Annotated in this window: 17 protein-coding genes and 1 riboswitch; of the genes, 5 read left to right on the top strand and 12 right to left on the bottom strand. The window is 59.1% G+C overall.

The genetic code is table 11. The features are described from left to right. Window positions 1-62: 62 nt before the first annotated feature. Entirely contained in the window at window positions 63-887 is an 825-nt protein-coding gene (locus BCM02_RS26400) for a GNAT family N-acetyltransferase (RefSeq protein WP_148932140.1), read from the bottom strand. Between the two features lie 632 nt (window positions 888-1,519). Between BCM02_RS26400 and BCM02_RS35455 the strand changes: the two genes are divergently transcribed. Beyond that, a complete protein-coding gene (locus tag BCM02_RS35455) occupies window positions 1,520-1,693 on the top strand; it encodes a hypothetical protein (protein ID WP_187434420.1) in 174 nt (57 codons plus the stop codon). A gap of 18 nt (window positions 1,694-1,711) precedes the next feature. Next, window positions 1,712-2,605, top strand: coding sequence for a LysR family transcriptional regulator (locus BCM02_RS26405; protein WP_246183588.1), 894 nt, complete (start codon window positions 1,712-1,714; stop codon window positions 2,603-2,605). Window positions 2,606-2,666: 61 nt separating this feature from the next. On the opposite strand, the gene BCM02_RS26410 is transcribed toward BCM02_RS26405, so the two are convergent. Next, window positions 2,667-3,398 carry a ZIP family metal transporter gene (locus tag BCM02_RS26410; protein ID WP_148932141.1) on the bottom strand — a complete coding sequence of 244 codons (732 nt, stop codon included), beginning with the start codon at window positions 3,396-3,398 and terminating at the stop codon, window positions 2,667-2,669. Between the two features lie 327 nt (window positions 3,399-3,725). Between BCM02_RS26410 and BCM02_RS36155 the strand changes: the two genes are divergently transcribed. Continuing rightward, on the top strand, window positions 3,726-5,276 hold the full coding sequence (locus BCM02_RS36155) for a LamG-like jellyroll fold domain-containing protein (protein ID WP_148932142.1): 1,551 nt from the start codon (window positions 3,726-3,728) through the stop codon (window positions 5,274-5,276). 136 nt (window positions 5,277-5,412) lie between these two features. Here the strand turns inward: BCM02_RS36155 and BCM02_RS26420 are convergent, their stop codons facing one another. Continuing rightward, window positions 5,413-5,715 carry a DUF2325 domain-containing protein gene (locus tag BCM02_RS26420; protein WP_148932143.1) on the bottom strand — a complete coding sequence of 101 codons (303 nt, stop codon included), beginning with the start codon at window positions 5,713-5,715 and terminating at the stop codon, window positions 5,413-5,415. A 271-nt stretch (window positions 5,716-5,986) separates the two neighbouring features. Between BCM02_RS26420 and BCM02_RS26425 the strand changes: the two genes are divergently transcribed. Both BCM02_RS26425 and BCM02_RS26430 read left to right on the top strand, forming a co-directional pair. Beyond that, window positions 5,987-6,895 (top strand): hypothetical protein, encoded by a 909-nt coding sequence (locus BCM02_RS26425; protein WP_148932144.1) that lies wholly within the window; start codon window positions 5,987-5,989, stop codon window positions 6,893-6,895. Between the two features lie 20 nt (window positions 6,896-6,915). After that, the gene (locus tag BCM02_RS26430) at window positions 6,916-7,734 is read left to right on the top strand and encodes a DUF3221 domain-containing protein (protein ID WP_148932145.1); all 819 of its coding nucleotides are present in this window, start codon (window positions 6,916-6,918) and stop codon (window positions 7,732-7,734) included. Window positions 7,735-7,820: 86 nt separating this feature from the next. Here the strand turns inward: BCM02_RS26430 and BCM02_RS26435 are convergent, their stop codons facing one another. The 9 genes from BCM02_RS26435 to guaA form a co-directional block, all read right to left on the bottom strand. Continuing rightward, window positions 7,821-8,843 carry an LLM class flavin-dependent oxidoreductase gene (locus BCM02_RS26435; protein ID WP_148932146.1) on the bottom strand — a complete coding sequence of 341 codons (1,023 nt, stop codon included), beginning with the start codon at window positions 8,841-8,843 and terminating at the stop codon, window positions 7,821-7,823. 341 nt (window positions 8,844-9,184) lie between these two features. After that, window positions 9,185-9,805 (bottom strand): YdeI/OmpD-associated family protein, encoded by a 621-nt coding sequence (locus BCM02_RS26440; RefSeq protein ID WP_148932147.1) that lies wholly within the window; start codon window positions 9,803-9,805, stop codon window positions 9,185-9,187. Between the two features lie 22 nt (window positions 9,806-9,827). Next, the gene (locus tag BCM02_RS26445; RefSeq protein ID WP_148932148.1) at window positions 9,828-10,367 is read right to left on the bottom strand and encodes a hypothetical protein; all 540 of its coding nucleotides are present in this window, start codon (window positions 10,365-10,367) and stop codon (window positions 9,828-9,830) included. A 112-nt stretch (window positions 10,368-10,479) separates the two neighbouring features. Further along, the gene (locus tag BCM02_RS26450) at window positions 10,480-11,553 is read right to left on the bottom strand and encodes an ABC transporter substrate-binding protein (RefSeq protein ID WP_148932149.1); all 1,074 of its coding nucleotides are present in this window, start codon (window positions 11,551-11,553) and stop codon (window positions 10,480-10,482) included. Then, window positions 11,550-12,371, bottom strand: coding sequence for an ABC transporter permease (locus BCM02_RS26455; protein WP_148932150.1), 822 nt, complete (start codon window positions 12,369-12,371; stop codon window positions 11,550-11,552). The genes BCM02_RS26450 and BCM02_RS26455 overlap by 4 nt, the downstream gene beginning before the upstream one ends. A gap of 10 nt (window positions 12,372-12,381) precedes the next feature. Beyond that, a complete protein-coding gene (locus tag BCM02_RS26460; RefSeq protein ID WP_148932151.1) occupies window positions 12,382-13,173 on the bottom strand; it encodes an ABC transporter permease in 792 nt (263 codons plus the stop codon). Then, window positions 13,163-14,284, bottom strand: a complete 1,122-nt coding sequence (locus BCM02_RS26465; protein WP_148932152.1) for an ABC transporter ATP-binding protein — start codon at window positions 14,282-14,284, stop codon at window positions 13,163-13,165. Before BCM02_RS26465 ends, BCM02_RS26460 begins: the two co-directional genes overlap by 11 nt. A gap of 861 nt (window positions 14,285-15,145) precedes the next feature. After that, window positions 15,146-16,537 (bottom strand): NCS2 family permease, encoded by a 1,392-nt coding sequence (locus BCM02_RS26470; RefSeq protein ID WP_148932153.1) that lies wholly within the window; start codon window positions 16,535-16,537, stop codon window positions 15,146-15,148. Window positions 16,538-16,674: 137 nt separating this feature from the next. After that, a riboswitch (purine riboswitch) is annotated at window positions 16,675-16,775 on the bottom strand. 374 nt (window positions 16,776-17,149) lie between these two features. Continuing rightward, window positions 17,150-18,688 carry a glutamine-hydrolyzing GMP synthase gene (guaA, locus tag BCM02_RS26475; protein WP_148932154.1) on the bottom strand — a complete coding sequence of 513 codons (1,539 nt, stop codon included), beginning with the start codon at window positions 18,686-18,688 and terminating at the stop codon, window positions 17,150-17,152. Between the last annotated feature and the right edge of the window lie 34 nt (window positions 18,689-18,722).

The following is an 18,722-nucleotide window of genomic DNA, read 5'->3' on the forward strand; positions in this document are numbered from 1 at the left end:
TCCCGTTTATTGTCCCCGATAGATAACGAAGAAGGAGCAGCGCCGCCAACGCTGCTCCTTCTTTATTTGGAAATACGAGAATCGGCTTCGAACTTATATTCCGCCACCTGTCCGCAGGCGACGAACCCCACGTTCCGGTACACCTTGTTGGACGCCGGATTGGCGACGTCCGCGTAGAGCATCGGCGTCAGTCCTTCCATCTCGAGCAGGCTGCACAGCTCGCTCACGACGGCGCTGGCGAAGCCCTGCCCCCGGCAACTCGTCTCCGTATATACGTAATTCAGCCGCGCGTGCCGCGGCGAACGGTGCGCGATGTTCGCCATGGCGACCGGCTCGTCGTCCGCCATCCACAAGTACAGTTCGCCGCGGCGAATGATCGATTCCGCGGCCGGCCGCTGGCTCTCCGCATCGGACTGTCGGCCGAAGGCGTCGGCGACGAACCCGACCAGCCACCTCGCGACCGTATCGACGTCGTCCCATACCGCCGAACGCGCATAGCCCGGCACGCCGGCCGGCGGCTTCGCTTTTGGACAGCTGTACGCTTCCATGCTCATATAGTGCCGATAGCTTCCCCCGGTCCGCGCCGCATACAGCTTGGCGAATCGCTCCGCAATGCGCGGCTCGCCCGTGACGCCCGGCAGCGGCTCTCCCGCTGCTATCGCGTCCGCCAACGCAGCCAGCAGCTCCTCCAGCTCCGCGCTGTCTTGCGCGCCCCATAGCCAGCCGTTAAATCCGGGCGTCTGCGCGTAAATGAGCGACCCGCCCGGCGACACCCAACGAACGGACGTCTCCGAACCCGCAATAAGATGCAGCAAATTATACGCGACCTCGTCCTTCAGAAACCGTCCGGTCAATACGTCCTCCGACGAAGCGAACGTCTCCAGCATACCGCGCTCCCCCTCAACCCGATCTGATTTCATGCGGTTTTCTCGCCGCGCTCGCATCGCCGTCTGTCGTGCTGCTTCTCATGAAATTAGCCATATGTTAAATCCTTCCTGGTCCGTCGTCAAGATGATTGTCTTTTCGTAACCGTTTCCATCGGTTTTTCCGATTTCAGCCATTCAAAACTATGGATAACGCTCCCAGCCGATCCGGTGGTACGATGGCATCACCAAATTCCAAGCGGCTCACCCGGCTAACCGAACGCAAGCCCATCCATCCCCCATCACGAGAAGATCGGCCGCTGCACCACCACTTTCGAAGGCAATGCTGATAGGTTAAGGAAAAACGGCTGATGAAGCCAGTCGTGGCTAAAGTTGAACGGCCTACGCACTTGCAATGTCTTAGGACGAACTTCAAAACCCACTGGAGCCTTGTCCGCCAGGACAAAAGCGTGCCAACCTCATACCACCCGCCTACCGCAAACAAATGTGTCAGCACGAAGAGGGAGTCCAGAGGGCAAAGCCCTTTGGAGCCTCCTTGGCGGAGGAGGTGGGAGGAGGGAGCATCAAAAGTCGGGTCAAAAGGGCAGAGCCCTCTTAACCTGACACCACCACTTTCGAAATAGGGGGCGAAAAAGATGTTGAACGAAGAATATCTAACCTATAAACTATGGGAATACGAACGGCGAGAAGTGGAACGGAGGCTCGAGCTCATGCGCAAGCGCGGCGAGTTCGCGCACGACTTCAAGACGCGTGCCCGCGTGCTTGCTTCCTATCTTCCCTTCACCCGGCTCTTCTCCAAAATCCTCTAACGACGACGTACGGCGGTGATGCAAGTGGACTTCACGTATTTGAAAACGTTCATGGAGGTCGCCCGCTGCCACAGCTTCACGAAGGCGGCGGAAAACCTCGGTTATGTGCAATCCAGCGTAACGAGCCACATCCAGAAGCTCGAGAACGAATACGGCGTCGTCCTGTTCGAACGGTTCGGCCGCTCCATGCGGCTGACCTCGGCGGGCGAACAGCTCCATACCATTTTCGAGCAAATTCTGACCCTGTACGACGATTCCAAGCATGTAATCTCCCGGCAGACGAAAGGCAATCTCATTATCGGCACGATCGAGTCGATGGTCGCCTTCTTCCTCCCGCCCGTCTTCCACCGGTTCCGGCAGTGCTACCCGCAAATCAATTTGCAGGTGCGGCCCCTAAGCGAGCAGCAGGTCATGCAGGGCGTCAAGACCGGCGAGCTCGACGTCGGCGTCACGCTCGATTTCCCGTACGACGATGACGACCTGACCCACATTATCGTGCGCGAAGAGCCGCTCGTGCTCGTCTCCGCGCCGGGCCATGCGCTGCACGGCCAAGAACGGCTGGAGGTCGCGGAGCTGTTCGGCCAGTCCTATATCGCCACCGAGAAAAACTGCGTCTACCGCTGTGCTTTCGAACGCCTGCTTGCCAAGCACGGCGTCGATTACCACATCCACAACGAATTCGGCTCGCTCGAAGCGATCAAGCAGTGCGTCGGCTTCGGCCTTGGCATCGGTCTCATGCCCCACATCGCCGTCAGCCGGGAACTCGACGAAGGCAGGCTCGTGCCGCTCGCGTTCCGGCACCCCGACATTACGTTCTACACGCAAATTATCCACCATAAACGCAAATGGCTCGATCCCGTCACCCGTCACTTTATCGAACTGGTGCGGGAGCAAGGCCAGAAGACGACGTAAACAAACGGCAAAAAGGCCGTCTCCGCTCCATGCGCGCGCATGGCGGGGACGGCCTTTTGACTCACCCGAACCAATAAGTAATGTAGACCATCACCAGCAGACCGCCGATGAACGAATAGGTCGACGAGCGCTCGAACCCGTGGCCATGGCTTTCCGGGATGAGCTCCTTGTACACGATGAACATCATCGCCCCTGCCGCGAACGCGAGGCCGACGCCGATCAAATTCTCGATGTAGCTCGCCAGCCCGTAGCCGGCCGACGCGGCCACCGCTTCCATCAGACCGGTCAGCGTGACGATAGCCAGCGACTTCAGCTTACTCACCTTGGAATTGATCAAGAACACGGCCAGGATCAGACCCTCCGGCATATTCTGAGCGCCGATCGAGATCGCCACGAGCGGACCGAGTCCCGCATCCTCGCTCGCATAGCTGAATCCGGTGCTGAGTCCTTCCGGAATGTTGTGAATGAACAGCGCGATGATGACCAGCAGCGACTTGCTGTCGAACGAGCCCATCCGGCTGCCTTCCCAGGCGTCCACGTGGGGGATGTTCTTCTCGATCATGTCCAGGATGAAAATGCCGAGCCCGATGCCGATCGTCAGCGCCAGGATACCCGATTCCTCGATCGCCTGCGGCATCAGTCCGAACGTGGAGGCCGAGACCATAATGCCGGCCGTGAACGCGATCAGAATGTCCTTCCACTTCTCCGATAGCTTGCGAATGAAGAAAATCGGGGCAGCGCCGAGGACGGTCGCCATCGCGGAAATGAAACTTCCGATAAGAGCTGCTTCCAATGCTCCGAACTCCTTTCTTATGCCCATGAAGACGATGTGCTTAATACGGCGAACGGTCAGGCAAGGTGTCACCAAACGCGCACCATGCGCCACGCCGCCGCGCTTCACTTATTCTCCCACAGAAATAGGTTCCCTCCAACCCTTTCCATGCATACCCGCACCAAATGGCCGCCAAACGATCTCCACGATCTCTTCACGCGAAGCTAACAATCCGATAATCAAAGGTTTGTATGATACCGAATAAGCAACATAAATACATATAAAATCAAGATAAAACATTAATTAAGAGTGTATTATGTTGCAAAAAACAAAGTTAAAGGAGAGAGAATGATGAACAAAACGCTTCGCCTATCCACCGTTGCTTTGCTCGCCGCCATGCTGACGCTGCCTTCGTATGCCGCCTTCCGGACGGCATCGGCCGCGGCCGCCGTCCCGACCGATGCTTCCCTCCAGCTCAAATTCGAGGGCAACGCGTCCGATTCCTCCGCGTCCCAGACGCCGGTCATCGTGAGCGGCTCGCCTTCTTATGCGGCCGGGCGCGTCGGCAGCGCGATTTCGTTCACCGCCGCCGGACAGTATCTCAATCTCGGCCGGACGGCGAGCACGACGTTCGGCGCGTCGACGGACTACACGGTCGCCTTCTGGATCCAATCGTCCGGCGTATCCGGCGATCCCGTCATTATCGGCAACAAGAACTGGAACTCCGGGGCGAACGCAGGCTGGATTATGTCGTTGCAGTCGAACGGTTCGATCAAATGGAACTACACGCCCGCCGGCCAGACGCGCACGGACGTGACGATCTCCGGCGTCGCCGACGGCGCTTGGCACTATATCGCCGTGACCCACAACCGCGACGGGTCGGCGAAATTTTACAAGGATGGCCAGTTGGTCAATTCGGTCAGCATCTCGGCCAAGCCGGGCAGCATCGATACGACGGCGGGCACGAACGTCGCGCAAGACGGCACGGGGTCGTACGGCTACGCGCTGTATGCCAAGCTGGACGAGTTCCAACTGTTCAAGCGCGAGCTGTCCGCAGACGAGATCGCCGCGCTGTACCAGTCCGCGCCGGCGCTGCCGAAGAAGAAGAAAGTCATCGTCATCGGCATTGACGGCGCTCGTCCGGATGCGCTCCAAGCGGCCAACACGCCGGCGATCGACGCGCTCGTCGCGAGCGGCGCCTATACGTGGACGGCTAACGCCAACTCGAACTATACGTGGAGCGCGACCGGCTGGTCCACGCTGCATAACGGCGTCTGGTTCGCCAAGCACGGCGTGACCGACAATTCGTGGACGAACGCCAATTTCACGCAATATCCATCGCTCATGAAGCGCGCGGAGCAATATCAATCCGCCCTATCCACCGCTTCCATCGTGCACTGGTCGCCGATCAATACGACGCTCGTCGACGGCGTCGATCTGGAGAAGAACGTCGCCACCGACGCGGCCGTCGTCACCGAGACCGTCAATTTGCTGCAGACCGGCAGTCCGGACTTCTTGTTCCTTCAATTCGACGATGTCGACCATGCGGGCCATACCTACGGATTCGGCCCTTCAGTCCCGCAATATATCAGCGCGTTCCAGACGGTCGACGGCCAGATCGGCACGATCGTCAGCGCCATCAAGAACCGCGCCGCTTACGCGCAGGAAGATTGGCTGATCCTGCTGTCGACCGACCATGGCGGCAAAGGCACCAACCACGGCGGCAGCAGCGTCGAGGAACGCACGATCTTCTTCATCGCGAGCGGCGATGCCGCGGCCAAAGGCCCGATTAGCACCGCGACGAATCAGACCGACGTCATGGTGACGGCGCTCAAGCATCTCGGCGTGCCGGTGCAGACGTCCTGGAATCTCGACGGCAAGGCGGTCGGGTTGAAGTAAGCGAACAACCAAATAGACCCTCATCCCGTCTTGCCCGGGATAGGGTCTATTGCTGCATACAAGGTATAATTGCGGCCACCAGCCTCTTCATCGTGATCCCCGCGTGGGGTGTTAGCTATTACGGTTCTGTATGAAGTTAACCAACGAGGCGAAGCGCCTTCTCGAGCGCGCCGGTCGCGCCGAAGCCGTCATGATAATCGATCTTCTTCCCTTTCTTCTCCGCGAGTTCGCGCACCGCCCACATCGACGTATGCTTGATCGCCCCGCGCAGGATGATAATCACGTCCGCCTTGTTGATGATCCGCTGAAAATAATTTTCCACCGATCCGCCGCCGGTCTTCCCGTCATGATGCTCCACGATGAACCCCAGTTTGTCGCCGAGCTTCTTGAACGTCTCCGTCTGGCTCCCGCCGATAATCGCGACCCGTGTTTTGCTCATCAATTACGCCTCCCGTTCATTTGGTTCGGATGCCCTGTAGGGTTACTTCCATCTTAAACCAATATACGTAAATGTCAATCGAATTAGTCGGAAAAAAGAACGAGCCTCCCGCCTATTTCTCGCAAAGGCGGCTGCGGGACAAAATCGCGGGTACGAATGGGTAAGAATAGGAAAGGACGATGGTCCAGAATTAGGCCTGGCCGAAGGCCACCGGGAAGCTATGCAACTATTCCCCCCGCCGATTCGTTTATACCATTGGAGGTGCTTAACGATGAACAAACCCAAACAACTGGCAGCCATCCTGATGACGGCCTTGCTGGCCGCGTCGCTCGCGGCATGCAGCGGCGGCGGCAATAACGCGAATAATCAGCCCGATAGCGGCAATGCCGCGAATAACGAAGGAACCGCGCCCGGCAACGCGAGCGGCGTAACCGATCCGGCTCCGGCCGACAATCCTGTCATGCAAGGAACCGGCACGTATAACGGCGCGGCCGACTCGCATACGGTCGAAATCGAGACGCCGGACGGCCCGACCGCCTTCCAACTGGGCGAATCGATCGATCCGGCCGTGCTTGAACAGCTGCAGGAGAAAGATCCCGTTACATTCGAGTATCAAGAGATTGCTATAGAAGGCGACGCGACGACGAAACAGCGGGTGCTGACCAAAATCGAGAAAGCCGAGACCAGCCAAGGCGGCGGCGCGGAAGAGGGCGCGGAGCGCGCGGAGACGACCGAGCTTTCGCTCGAGATCGAGGGCAACCCCGAGAAAAAAACCGCCAAGCTCGCGCACGGCGAAGGTTACTCGCTGTATGTCTTCGACGAGCTGTTCGACTTCGACGCCAAGACGGCCACGCTGTCGATGAAGCATTTCCCGGATTACAAGGTCGAGATCGTTCAATTCCCGGTCGACTACAACCTGGATATGCTCCGCGAAGAAGCGGAAGCGGCCTTGTCCAAGACCGGCGAAGTGCGCGAGCTGAAGGGCGACGAGATCAATTCGACGATGCGCGATGCCGATCTATTCCTGCTTGCCAGCTCCGATAAGGAAACGAAGGAAGTGATCGTGAAAGACATCGACGGCATCGGGTATCAATTCAACGTGACGATGCCCGTCGGCGAAGCGTCGGATGGCTTCGGTCCGCACGCGTTCGCTTCGCTGAACACGATTGCCACGGAGTAAGCTTCGGGAGGAGTGACGCAATGCGAATCGCACGTGTATGCGCGGCCGCCCTGCTGGCAAGCGTTCTGCTCGCGGGATGCGGCGCCAAGTCGTCAACCGGCGACGAGCAGCCGATCGAAGGCGAGCAGCCGGCCCAGTCGTCAACGTCTTCGGACAGGGGCGCCGCGCAGAATGCCTCGCCGGTCCCCGCGGATCCGGAGAAGGCCAAGGCATTCCTCGCGGAAGCAAGCTTCAAGAACGGCGATATTTATCTAGACGGCGGCAACGTTCATATCAACGTGGTCGGACTGGACGCGGACATCGAGCGGCAGTTCTCGGCGCGTTTCACGGCCGGCTCCTATGCGCTGCACGACGTCGACTTCTCCATCCAGCAGCTGGAGGAAGCGCAGCAGGCGCTTCACGACGCAGACCCCGACAACGAGCTCGGGATTTATGGCACGAGCGTCGACGTCATCGGCAACCGGCTGGAAATCACCCTGCCCGAAGAAGCCGCGGACAGCGTGGCCAGGATCGAGAAGATCGTTGGCAAGGAGATCGCCGACATACAAGTCATGCCGCTAGGCGAACCCCAAATCAAAGCGACGATTGCCGAGATCGACGCGCAAAGTTCGCGGATTCTCGTGCAGGAGCAAGGCTCGGCGGAACCGAACTATTGGTTCTCGTTCGACGACCGGTCGCTTCTCGTCGATGGTCAGGGTGCGGCGGTTCGGTTCGACGATTTTCAAGTCGGCCAGTCCGTTCGCATCTGGACGACCGGCATCATCCAGGATTCGTTCCCCGCACAGGGCGTCATTCGCAAAATCGCGATCGTCCCCGAGTCGGCCAATCCGTCATCCTAAACACGCAAATGCCAAAAACCACCGCAAGCCTGCGACATATGCGCAGACTTGCGGTGGTTTTAGTTTGGCTTGGTTCGGTAAACGCGTTACAACCCAGAAGCCGCTCCCTGCAAGCAGAACGCGTCCGCCAGCAGCTCGTAGGAACGGCGCTTCGCCTCGAAATCGTATACGATCGTGGCGACCATCATCTCGCTTGTCCCGTACGCGTCCGCCAGCCGCAGCAGCTCGTACTTGACCGTCTCCGGCGAGCCGACGACGACCCGCTTGCGGTTCTCGCGCACGCGCATCAATTCGACCGCGGTATATGGATATGCCAGCGCCTTCTCCGGCGGCACGACGCCCTCGGACAGACGGCCCTGCTCCAGCTGCAGGAACTGGTAGTCGAAGCTCGCCGCCAATCGCTCGGCTTCCTCGTCCGTCTCGGCGCACACGGCGAATATGCTCACCATCGCCTGCGAAGCCTGTCCCGAGACGTTCGGCTGGAAGTGGTCCCGGTACGCCTTCACCGCGTACGCGCCGCCGGCGCCGTTAATGAATTGCGCGAACGAGAAGGAGACGCCCTTCTCCGCGGCCAGCCCCGCGCTGTCGCCGCTGGAGCCGAGCAGCCAAATTTCGGGCGCGTTCTCGATGACCGGCGAAGCGATCAGGCCGGGAAAACGATGGTTCTCCTGAGGCGCAATGCCGAAGTAATGGAGCAGATCGTCCACCTGCTGCGGATAACGGTCTATGCCGCCCATCCGTCCTTCCTGGAGCGCGCGAGTCGCTACCGGCATGCCGCCAGGCGCCCGGCCTAGCCCCAGATCAATCCGTCCCGGATAGAGCGCCTCGAGCAGCCGGAAGTTCTCGGCCACCTTGTACGCGCTATAATGCGGCAGCATAACGCCGCCCGAGCCGACGCGAATCGTCGACGTATGCGCCGCAACCGCCGCGATCATGACCTCCGGCGACGAATGTCCGAGCCCCTTCGTGCTGTGGTGCTCCGACATCCAGAATCGGTGGTAGCCCAGCCTCTCCGTCAATTTCGCCAATTCAATCGTATCCTGTAGTGCTTCCGCCGCCGACTTGCCCTCCGGCACGGGCGTTTGGTCCAATACGCTCAGGCGCAGCATGACCATCGCACCTCCCTCGCATCGATAACAACCTTATATATAACTCACGAAAATAAAGTATATATAACTTTTGCGGAAAAATCCATGGAGTAAATAGGCGCAGGGTGATTCGAGGCGACGAACAGTGCGCCATTGGAGAACAAGCACCGCCGCGAACTTGTCGCAAGGCGAGCATCGGCCCGAGGTCCGCCCGAGCGCGTCCGGTTGAAGGCCATCCATCCTGCAGCGATTCGGACCAGCCGACCGCCAACGCCGCCTGCATACGCTCCGTCGACGCCGCCGAGCCCCCGTGATCGCCTCGATAGATATTCCGCCCCAACCGAAGAACCGATGGATTGCCGCTACTCCGCCGCGTCCTTCTTCGACTTGGTCCCCCACTGCAGTTGGGCAAGCTTCTCGCCGCGGCCGCATGCTTCGATCAGCTCTGCCAGCCGCTTGCTGCGGGTCGCCTCCCGTTTGGCGCCGGCTACCCACCACAGCGCTATTTTGCGGTACGAAGCCGCCATATTCTCGAACTGCGTCCACGCCTCGTCGCTGGCGCGGAACTCCCTTTCCTCTTCCTCCGTCAACGAGGCTGGGATTTCCTGCTCGTGCGCGTAGATAGAGGACTTCGCTTCCTTGCGCAGCCCGTACGCCCGAAGCCCTTCCGGCCGCATGCGGCCTTCCTCCGTCAGCTCCGCCACCCGCTTGATGTTGACCGAGCTCCAGATGCTGCCTTGTTTGCGCGGGGTGAAGCGGATCATGTACCGCTCGGCGTCGATGCTTTTGCGCAGCCCGTCGATCCAGCCGATGCACAGCGCCTCGTCGACCGACTCCGGCCACGTCATGGTCGGCTTGCCGGTCCCTCGCTTATAATACCCGACCCACTGCACCCGCTGCCGGTCATGATAACTCTCCAGCCATTGCTTGAATGCGGCGGGCGATTCGAAAAATATCGGTTCTCCTTCGTCTTGACGCGCCATGGCGAGCCCTCCTTGGACAAGCTTAGTCCGCGATCAGCCATTCGAACCGTACGCCCGTCAGCTCCGCGATCCGCTCGACCTGCTCCGGCGTCGCGCAGCCGATCAGCCCGTCCGAGCCTTCCCACGCATAGCACGTGAACCGAAGCCCCGTGCCCGCCTGTGCCAGCAGATGCTCGAATCCGACGAATATGTTCGTGTCGGTCCAATCGCCATCCACCGCGAACTCCCACATATGCCGCTGCTCCTGGTAGGTAAACGATAGATAAGCGCGTTCGTTCTCCGAGTCGAACTCGTCGGCGATATCCGTGATCGCCAGCACGCCGCCCGACAGCCGGCACAGCTCGGCCGCGATCGCCGCGTAATCGCCGGGACCGTGAATGCTGGCCATGTCGAAATGCCAGATCTGGTCCGACATCGGCACGCCTTCCTCTACCGTGCCGCCCATGACGATCAGCAGCGTCTCCGCGTCGTCGATCGTATCCGTCGCTTCCCGGATATCCGCCGGCACCTCTTTTCGCAGGGCAATGCCCGCTTGCTCGAATTGTTGTCGCAACGTAGTCATCTGTTCATTCCTCCGCTTCCCTACTTCGGCCTTTCCGCGTAAAAAACAAAGCCGGCACGACCGCGAAGCGCATCATGCCAGCCCTCTTTACCCCAGTATAGCCCATTTCGTTCTATTTGCGATGCATCTTGAACTCGAGGAACAGCTCGTTGTAATGCGCGAGCATTTTCTTCCCGAGGTTGTCGTACACTTCCAGCTTCTCCGTCAGCTCGGGGCTCGGATAGAACCGCGTATCGCCCGAGATGTCCTCCGGCAGGAGCGCGAGCGCCTCCTTGTTCGGCGTCGAGTAGCCGACGTATTCGGCGTTCCGGGCCGCGTGCTCCGGTTCGAGCATGAAGTTCATGAACGCGTACGCGCCCTCGATGTTGCGCGCCGTCTTCGGAATGACCATGTTATCGAACCACAGGTTCGAGCCTTCCTCCGGCACGACGTAGTCGAGTTTCTCGTTCTCGGTCATGATCTCCGACGCGTCGCCCGACCAGACGACGCCGACGGCCGCTTCCTCGTTGGCCAGCAGCATTTTGATTTCGTCGCCGACGATCGCCTTCACGTTCGGAGTGAGCGCGTCGAGCTTGCGCTTCGCCTCCTGCAGATGGTCCTCGTTCGTATCGTTGAGCGAATAACGCAGGCTGTTTAGCCCGAAGCCGATCACTTCCCGCGCGCCGTCCACGAGCAAAATATTGTTGCGCAGCGACGGGTCCCACAGGTCGTTCCAGCTTGTCGGCGCCTCGCCCTCGAGCAGATCCGGATTGTACACGATGCCGACCGTTCCCCAGAAATACGGCACCGAATATTCGTTGTCCGGGTCGAACGAGAGATTCATGAACCGCTCGTCGATATGCTTTAAATTCGGCAGTTTGCTGTGGTCGATCGGCAGCAGCAGGTTCTCTTCTTTCATTTTGCTGATCGCGTATTCGGAAGGCACGGAGATGTCGAACGTCGTCCCGCCCTGCTCGATCTTCGTCATCATCGCCTCGTTGGAATCGAATGTCTGGTAGATGACCTTGACGCCGCTCTCCTCTTCGAACTCCGCGAGCAGGTCCGGATCGATATAATCGCCCCAGTTGTAAATCGTCAGCGTGTTGCCGCCCGAATACCCTTGCGAGGAATTGAGCAGCGACGTCGCGTACATGAGACCGAAGGCGACGATAAAGACTGCGGCGAACATTTGAACCAGCTGTCTCATCGCACCGCCCGCCCCCCTTCGGCGCCGCGTGCCTGCGAACGGCTCGCGCGCTGATTAATGAAGTAGTAGCCGATGACGAGCAGCACCGTGAACAGGAACAGCAGCGTCGACAGCGCATTGATCGACAGCGACACGCCCTGGCGGGCGCGCGAGTAGATCTCGACCGACAGCGTGGAGAAGCCGTTGCCCGTTACGAAGAACGTGACGGCGAAGTCGTCCAGCGAGTAGGTGAGCGCCATGAAGAAGCCGGCGAAGATGCCCGGTTTGATATAAGGCAGCACCACCTTCGTCAGCACGTCCCAGCCGCTTGCGCCGAGGTCGCGGGCCGCGTCGATGAGCGACGGGCTCATCTCCTGCAGCTTCGGCAGCACCATCAGCACGACGATCGGCACGCTGAACGCGATATGCGACAGCAGCACGGACGTGAACCCGAGCTTGATCCCGATCATCGTGAACAGGATGAGGAACGACGCCCCGATGATGACGTCCGGGCTGACGATGAGCACGTTATTGAGCGACAGCAGCGCGTTGCGCGGCTGCCTTCTGCGGACGTGGCGGATGGCCAGCGCCCCGATGACGCCGAGGATCGTGGAGATCGCCGACGACAGCAGCGCGATGACGAACGTGTTCAATACGATAATGAGCAGACGCGTATCCGCGAACACCTCTCCGTACCACTCCAGCGTAAAACCGTCCCAGCCGTGCATCGTACCGCCGCTGTTGAACGAATACGCCATCAAGTAAGCGATCGGCGCATAAAGGATCGCGAATACCGCGATTAAATACAGGTTAGCCAAGCGAGCACCTTTCTTGTTCATCCCGCCGCTCTCACCTCCGATTCCCGGTCACAAGCATAATGAGCGCCATCGCGATGATCAGGAAGACGGCGATCGTCGCCCCCATGCCCCAATCCTGCGTGACGAGAAAATGCTGCTCGATCGCCGTGCCGAGCGTAATGACCCGGTTGCCGGCAATGAGTCGCGTAATCATAAACAGCGACAGCGCGGGGATAAACACCGCCTGCGCCCCCGACTTGACCCCGTCCAGCGTCAGCGGGAACACGACCCGGCGGAACGTCGTCCACCAGGAAGCGCCCAGGTCGCGCGACGCGTACACGAGCGTCGGGTTCAGCTCTTCGAGCGCGTTGTAGATCGGCAGCACCATGAACGGGATGAAAATATACACCGACACGAACACGAAGCTGAAGTCGGTGAATAGAATCTGCTGCGTCCCGATGCCGAGCGTCTCCAGCACCGCGTTCGTCAAGCCGTACGTGCCGAACAGGCCGATGAAGGCGTAGGCTTTCAGCAGCAGGTTGATCCAGCTCGGCAAAATAATGAGCAGCAGCCACAGCTGCTTATGTTTCGTGCGGGTGAGCAAATACGCGGTCGGATACGCCACCAGCAGCGAGAAGAACGTGATGAGCAGCGCATACCAGAACGAATTGAACGTCATCCGCAGGTAGACCGGCGTGAAAAATTTCGCATAGTTGTCGAACGTGAACGCCCCGTTCACGTCGAAGAACGAATAGTACACGATAAGCACGATCGGCGCGATCACGAACAGCGCGATCCACATCGCGTACGGGATTAAGTAGAGGTTGCGCGCTTTAGTGACCATGGCCGCCACCGCCGGTCTCGCTGCCCTCGTACGACTCCAGCCGCTTATCGAACTCTTCCTCCGTTTCGCCGAACCGCATGACGTGGATCGCTTCCGGATCGAAGTCGAGGCCGATCTGCGCGCCGACGTCCGCCCGTTTGGTCGAGTGAACGAGCCATGCGTTGCCCGCGTCATCGATGCCTTTAATCTCGTAATGGACGCCGCGGAATAGCTGGGAGTCGACGCGCACCTGCATCTTGCCTTTGCCGCTCGCCGTAATCTCCAAGTCCTCCGGACGGATGACAATCTCGACCGCCTCGTTCGGCTGGAGCCCTTTGTCGACGCACTCGAACGTGCGGCCCGCGAATTCGACGACGTAATCCGCCTTCATCCGCGCCGGCACGATGTTCGATTCCCCGATAAAATCCGCCACGAACCGGTTGATCGGCTCGTCGTAGATGTCGATCGGCGTACCGGACTGTTGAATGCGCCCTTGGTTGAGGACGAAAATCTCGTCCGACATCGCCAACGCTTCCTCCTGGTCGTGCGTGACGAAGATGAACGTGATGCCGAGCCGACGCTGCAGCTCCCGCAGCTCGTACTGCATCTCCGTGCGCAGCTTCAGGTCAAGCGCGGATAACGGCTCGTCGAGCAGGATGATCTCCGGCTCGTTCACGATCGCCCGGGCGATCGCGACGCGCTGGCGCTGGCCGCCGGACATTTCCGTAATTTCGCGATTCTCGTAGCCGGCCAGGTTGACGAAGCGGAGCGCTTCGGTCACCTTCTTCTGAATCTCGGACTTGGATACCTTCTTGACCCGCAGGCCGAAGGCGACGTTCTCGAACACGTTCAGATGCGGGAACAGCGCGTAGTCCTGAAACACCGTGTTCACCTGCCGTTTGTTGGCGGGCACGTTGTTGATGATGCGTCCGTTGAAATAAATATTGCCCTGCGAAGGTTCGATGAACCCCGCGATCAGGCGCAGGATCGTCGTTTTGCCGCAGCCCGACGGACCGAGCAGCGTGTAGAACTTGCCCCGTTCAATCTCGAAGCTGACATTGTCGAGCACCGGCGCGTCCTGATCGTACCGCTTGGTGACGTGCTCGAAGCGGATAATCGTTTGATCGGACATGTCCGCTCTCTCCCCCTTCCTTCTTTCCCGAAGAACCTCGAATGTTGGCAATAGCCATTGGTTCTATAATAAACGAAACATGCGGTTTTACAACAGTTTTCGCGGGATTCGGCAAGCGGTTCGGGGGACAACGAGCGATTGTCGAAGAATGTCGAAAAGGTGGCGGTGGGGATGAGCTGGAGCGCGGCTTGGGGGGAATGCGAGCGGTGCGAAGCGGACGGGTCAGGGCGGAGGGGGAATGTGAAGCTCATGGCGGACGGGCCAGGGCGGTGAGAGTAATTAGAGAGAAAACGTGCTGGTCGGGCGGGATTGCGGTGAATGAGGTGCGATAGTCGCGTGGGTGCCACTGTTGGGGCGGATTTGCGGTGATTGAGGTGCGATAGTCGCGTGGGTGCCGCTGTTGGGGCGGGTTTGCGGTGATTGAGGTGCGATAGTCGCGTGGGTGCCACTGTTGGGGCGGATTTGCGGTGATTGAGGTGCGATAGTCGCGTGGGTGCCGCTGTTGGGGCGGGATTGCGGTGAATGAGGTGCGATAGTCGCGTGGGTGCCACTGTTGGGGCGGGTTTGCGGTGATTGAGGTGCGATAGTCGCGTGGGTGCCACTGTTGGGGCGGGTTTGCGATAGGGTGAATTTTTAGTATCCATAGTATGCGAGGGGCGATCCAATCACTATCGCACCGGTTGACGGGGGCTCATCCACCGCATTTCTGTGTCGCGTATCACGCGTGTCCCTATAGTGCGCACGTCCTCTTCGGCAGAGGCCCAGCTCTTCCACGCCTGCAACCCCCATAAGCCCTCTTCTTTTCCGCCCCCAGCATATAAAAAGCAGCGCCCTCTCGGACGCTGCTTTCCAAACTTCGTATTAACCTTGGCTGCCGACCAGCACGTAGCGCAGGACGATCAATATCGCCAGAATCCACATGAGCCAGTGGATCTTGTATTTGCCTTTGTCCCGCAGGTTGCCGAACACGGCGAGCAGAACATAGGACACGATACCAAGCGAGATGCCGTTCGCGATGTTGTACGTGAAAGGCATGAACGCGATGATGAAGAACGCCGGAATCGCGTACACCATGTCTTGGAAGTCGATTTCCTTGACGGACTGCACCATCAGCACGCCGACGATGATCAGCGCCGCGGCCGTAGCCGAACCCGGAATGAGGGAGATCAGCGGCCACAGGAACAGCGCGGCGAGGAACGCAACGCCCGTCGAGACGGCCGTCAGACCCGTGCGTCCGCCTTGCGCGATACCCGCGGAGCTTTCCACGTATGCCGTTACCGTGCTCGTGCCCATCATGGCGCCGCCGCTTACCGCAACCGCATCGACGAACATTGCTTTGCCGATACGCTTCTTGCCTTCAACCGGATCTTTCATGATGCCCGCGCGGTTCGCCGTACCGATCAGCGTGCCGAACGTATCGAACAGTTCCACGAACGTGAACGTCACGATGACCGAGACGAGGCCCGTCTCCCAGACGCCCGCGAAATCGAAGTTCCAGAAGTTCAGCTGGCTGAAGTCCGGCACCCAGTCGCCATTGCTCAGCGTGTCGCCGATCTTCACGTTACCCGTCACGAGCGCCACGACCGTCGTCGCCAGGATGCCCCACAGGATGGCGCCCGGCACGCGCAGCACCATCATGATCGCGATGAGCGCGAGGCCGATAAAGGTGAGATATACGCTCGGGTTGGCCAGGTCGCCCATATGAATAACCGTTTCAAATCCAAGTACGTTCGTGAACACGCCTTTCGGAATGTCCGTGACCGTGTTCTCGACGCCGATCGTCATGATGCCGCTGTTCTTCAGACCGATAATCGTAATGAAAAGGCCGATGCCGACCGTAATCGCATGCTTCAAGCTGTCCGGAACCGCCACGATCAGCATTTGGCGGACTCGCGTAATCGTCAGAATGAGGAAGATGATCCCCGACATGAACACCGCGGTCAACGCCATCTCCGGCGTAATCGGCGAATCGGTCGCCTTGGAAGCCAGTACCGTCGAGGCAAAATACGCGTTCAAACCCATCCCTGGCGCGAGCGCCACCGGGAAGTTGACGAACAACCCGAGCACGATCGTGAAGATCCCCGCCGCAAGCGCCGTCGCGAGGAAGACCGAGTACGCGCTAAGGCCCGATGCGCCGAGAATGTTCGGATTCAGCGCCAGTATGTACGCCATCGTCATGAAAGTCGTGAGGCCTGCCAAAATCTCTGTTCTAACATTTGTTCCGTGTTCCTTCAACCGAAAGAAACCATTCATGATTGTATTGCCCTCCCAGGGTAATATGTCAGAACAAACAAAAGAACCTAGAAAATAATGCCAGGCGGCATGTTCTCTAGGTTCCCGCAAAACAGCAAAAGCATGCGAGGAGCGGCCCGGTCGGGCACGATTCCACGCGATGTCTTGCTGCTTTTCGTAGATAGATCATTTACGGTGACCTCGTAGAGACTCTTGAGCCGATTCTCAAGATTATACGAAAATATGCACATTTGTGTTCTTAGCTGTCCTCATCATACGAGGAATAAGCGACATTTGTCAACAAATTACTACGAACGTTCTTCTTTCATATCGACGGCATCATTCGCCATTTACAGAGATTGGTGGACACATCATCCGGCGAAATGCGAAAAGCGGCGGTTTATGCGAACTTTCTGAAAATAATTGCATACCAACGCCTGCGACTGGCGGACGGGTAATGTTCGGGATGGCGCATAAATGCCGCATCGGGCCGGCTTCCGAAACAGCCGCGAGATATAGGGATGGCCAAGGAGCGACCGCTCTTGTCATTAGGCGCGCCTACCGCGAAGATACGCCACCATGCAAAAAGAGAGGTTCGGCAGCATGCTAGCTGCCAAACCTCCTAGTACTAGCCTATTCCCACTCGATCGTTGCCGGCGGCTTCGACGTCACGTCGTACACGATACGGTTGACGTTGTCGACTTCGTTCACGATACGAACGGAGATTTTCTCGAGCACATCCCAAGGAATACGCGCCCAGTCTGCGGTCATGCCGTCGATGGACGTTACGGCACGGATGCCTACGGTGTAGGAATACGTGCGCGCGTCGCCCATAACGCCGACGCTCTTCATGTTCGGCAGCGCCGTGAAGTACTGCCAGATCTCGCGGTCGAGACCGGCTTTGGCGATTTCGTCGCGCAGGATCGCATCGGACTCGCGAACGATCGTCAGCTTCTCTTCCGTCACTTCGCCCAGCACGCGGATCGCAAGACCCGGGCCCGGAAACGGCTGACGCCATACGATCGCTTCCGGCAGGCCGCACTCTTCGCCGACTTTGCGCACTTCGTCTTTGAACAGCGCCTTCAGCGGCTCGACGAGTTTGAATTTGATGTCCTCCGGCAAACCGCCGACGTTATGATGCGATTTGATCGTTTGCGCCGTGGCCGTGCCGCTCTCGACGATGTCGGTGTACAGCGTGCCTTGCGCGAGGAATTCGAAGTCCGCGAATTTGGACGATTCTTCCTGGAACACGTAGATGAACTCGTTGCCGATGATTTTGCGCTTCTGCTCCGGATCGTCGACGCCCTTGAGCTTGCCGAGGAACCGTTCGCTCGCGTCGATCTTGACCACGTGCATGTCGAACTTGCCGACGAACGTCTCCATTACGCTCTCGGCTTCGCCCTTGCGGAGCAGGCCGTGGTCGATGAACATACAAGTCAGCTGGTCGCCGATCGCCTTGTGCAGCAGGATTGCCACGACGGACGAATCCACGCCCCCGGACAGGGCGCACAGCACTTTCTTGTCGCCGACTTGCTCCCGGATGTCCTTGATCGTGTCGTCGATGAACGTGCTCATGCTCCAGTCGCCTACGCAGCCGCAGACGTTGAACAGGAAGTTGCGAAGCATCTCGTTGCCGTAGACGGAGTGGCGCACTTCCGGATGGAATTGAACCGCGTAGAATTTGCGCTCCGGATGGCTCATCGCCGCGACTGGCGCGTGCTCCGTGCTTGCATCGACGCGGAAGCCTTTTGGCAGCTCGACGACGAGGTCGCTGTGGCTCATCCATACCGTCTGACGGGATTCAAGCCCTTGCACCAGATGGGAATCGGCGACGAAATCCACTTCCGCTTTGCCGTATTCGCGCTTGCCGGCGCGCTCGACTTTGCCTTCGAGCTGGTGGGACATCATCTGCATGCCGTAGCAAATGCCGAAGATCGGCAGTCCAAGCTCATACACGGCAGGATCGACGAGCGGCGAATTCTCTTCGTACACGCTTGCCGGTCCGCCCGAGAACACGATGCCTTTCGGCTGAAGTTCGCGGATCCGTTCCGCCGACGTGTTGTACGGCAGCAGCTCGCTATAGACGCCCAAATCCCGAATCCGACGCGCAATCAACTGGTTGTATTGTCCGCCGAAATCGAGGACAACGATCATTTCATTTGGCTTATTCATTCGCTCACCCGAGCCTCCCTCAAATCATTGGGAC

The sequence above is a fragment of the Paenibacillus methanolicus genome (assembly GCF_008124765.1).
Classification (GTDB): Bacteria; Bacillota; Bacilli; order Paenibacillales; family Paenibacillaceae; genus Paenibacillus_Z; species Paenibacillus_Z methanolicus.

Bases quoted from the DNA above. Each gene is read 5' to 3' on its own strand.
- BCM02_RS35455 (WP_187434420.1), top strand. From the start codon at position 1,520: ATGTTGAACGAAGAATATCTAACCTATAAACTATGGGAATACGAACGG.
- BCM02_RS26445 (WP_148932148.1), bottom strand. From the start codon at position 10,367: ATGACTACGTTGCGACAACAATTCGAGCAAGCGGGCATTGCCCTGCGA.
- BCM02_RS26435 (WP_148932146.1), bottom strand. From the start codon at position 8,843: ATGCTGCGCCTGAGCGTATTGGACCAAACGCCCGTGCCGGAGGGCAAG.
- BCM02_RS36155 (WP_148932142.1), top strand. From the start codon at position 3,726: ATGATGAACAAAACGCTTCGCCTATCCACCGTTGCTTTGCTCGCCGCC.
- BCM02_RS26425 (WP_148932144.1), top strand. From the start codon at position 5,987: ATGAACAAACCCAAACAACTGGCAGCCATCCTGATGACGGCCTTGCTG.
- BCM02_RS26400 (WP_148932140.1), bottom strand. From the start codon at position 887: ATGCTGGAGACGTTCGCTTCGTCGGAGGACGTATTGACCGGACGGTTT.
- BCM02_RS26405 (WP_246183588.1), top strand. From the start codon at position 1,712: ATGCAAGTGGACTTCACGTATTTGAAAACGTTCATGGAGGTCGCCCGC.
- BCM02_RS26450 (WP_148932149.1), bottom strand. From the start codon at position 11,553: ATGAGACAGCTGGTTCAAATGTTCGCCGCAGTCTTTATCGTCGCCTTC.
- guaA (WP_148932154.1), bottom strand. From the start codon at position 18,688: ATGAATAAGCCAAATGAAATGATCGTTGTCCTCGATTTCGGCGGACAA.
- BCM02_RS26470 (WP_148932153.1), bottom strand. From the start codon at position 16,537: ATGAATGGTTTCTTTCGGTTGAAGGAACACGGAACAAATGTTAGAACA.
- BCM02_RS26440 (WP_148932147.1), bottom strand. From the start codon at position 9,805: ATGGCGCGTCAAGACGAAGGAGAACCGATATTTTTCGAATCGCCCGCC.
- BCM02_RS26420 (WP_148932143.1), bottom strand. From the start codon at position 5,715: ATGAGCAAAACACGGGTCGCGATTATCGGCGGGAGCCAGACGGAGACG.
- BCM02_RS26465 (WP_148932152.1), bottom strand. From the start codon at position 14,284: ATGTCCGATCAAACGATTATCCGCTTCGAGCACGTCACCAAGCGGTAC.
- BCM02_RS26455 (WP_148932150.1), bottom strand. From the start codon at position 12,371: ATGAACAAGAAAGGTGCTCGCTTGGCTAACCTGTATTTAATCGCGGTA.
- BCM02_RS26430 (WP_148932145.1), top strand. From the start codon at position 6,916: ATGCGAATCGCACGTGTATGCGCGGCCGCCCTGCTGGCAAGCGTTCTG.
- BCM02_RS26460 (WP_148932151.1), bottom strand. From the start codon at position 13,173: ATGGTCACTAAAGCGCGCAACCTCTACTTAATCCCGTACGCGATGTGG.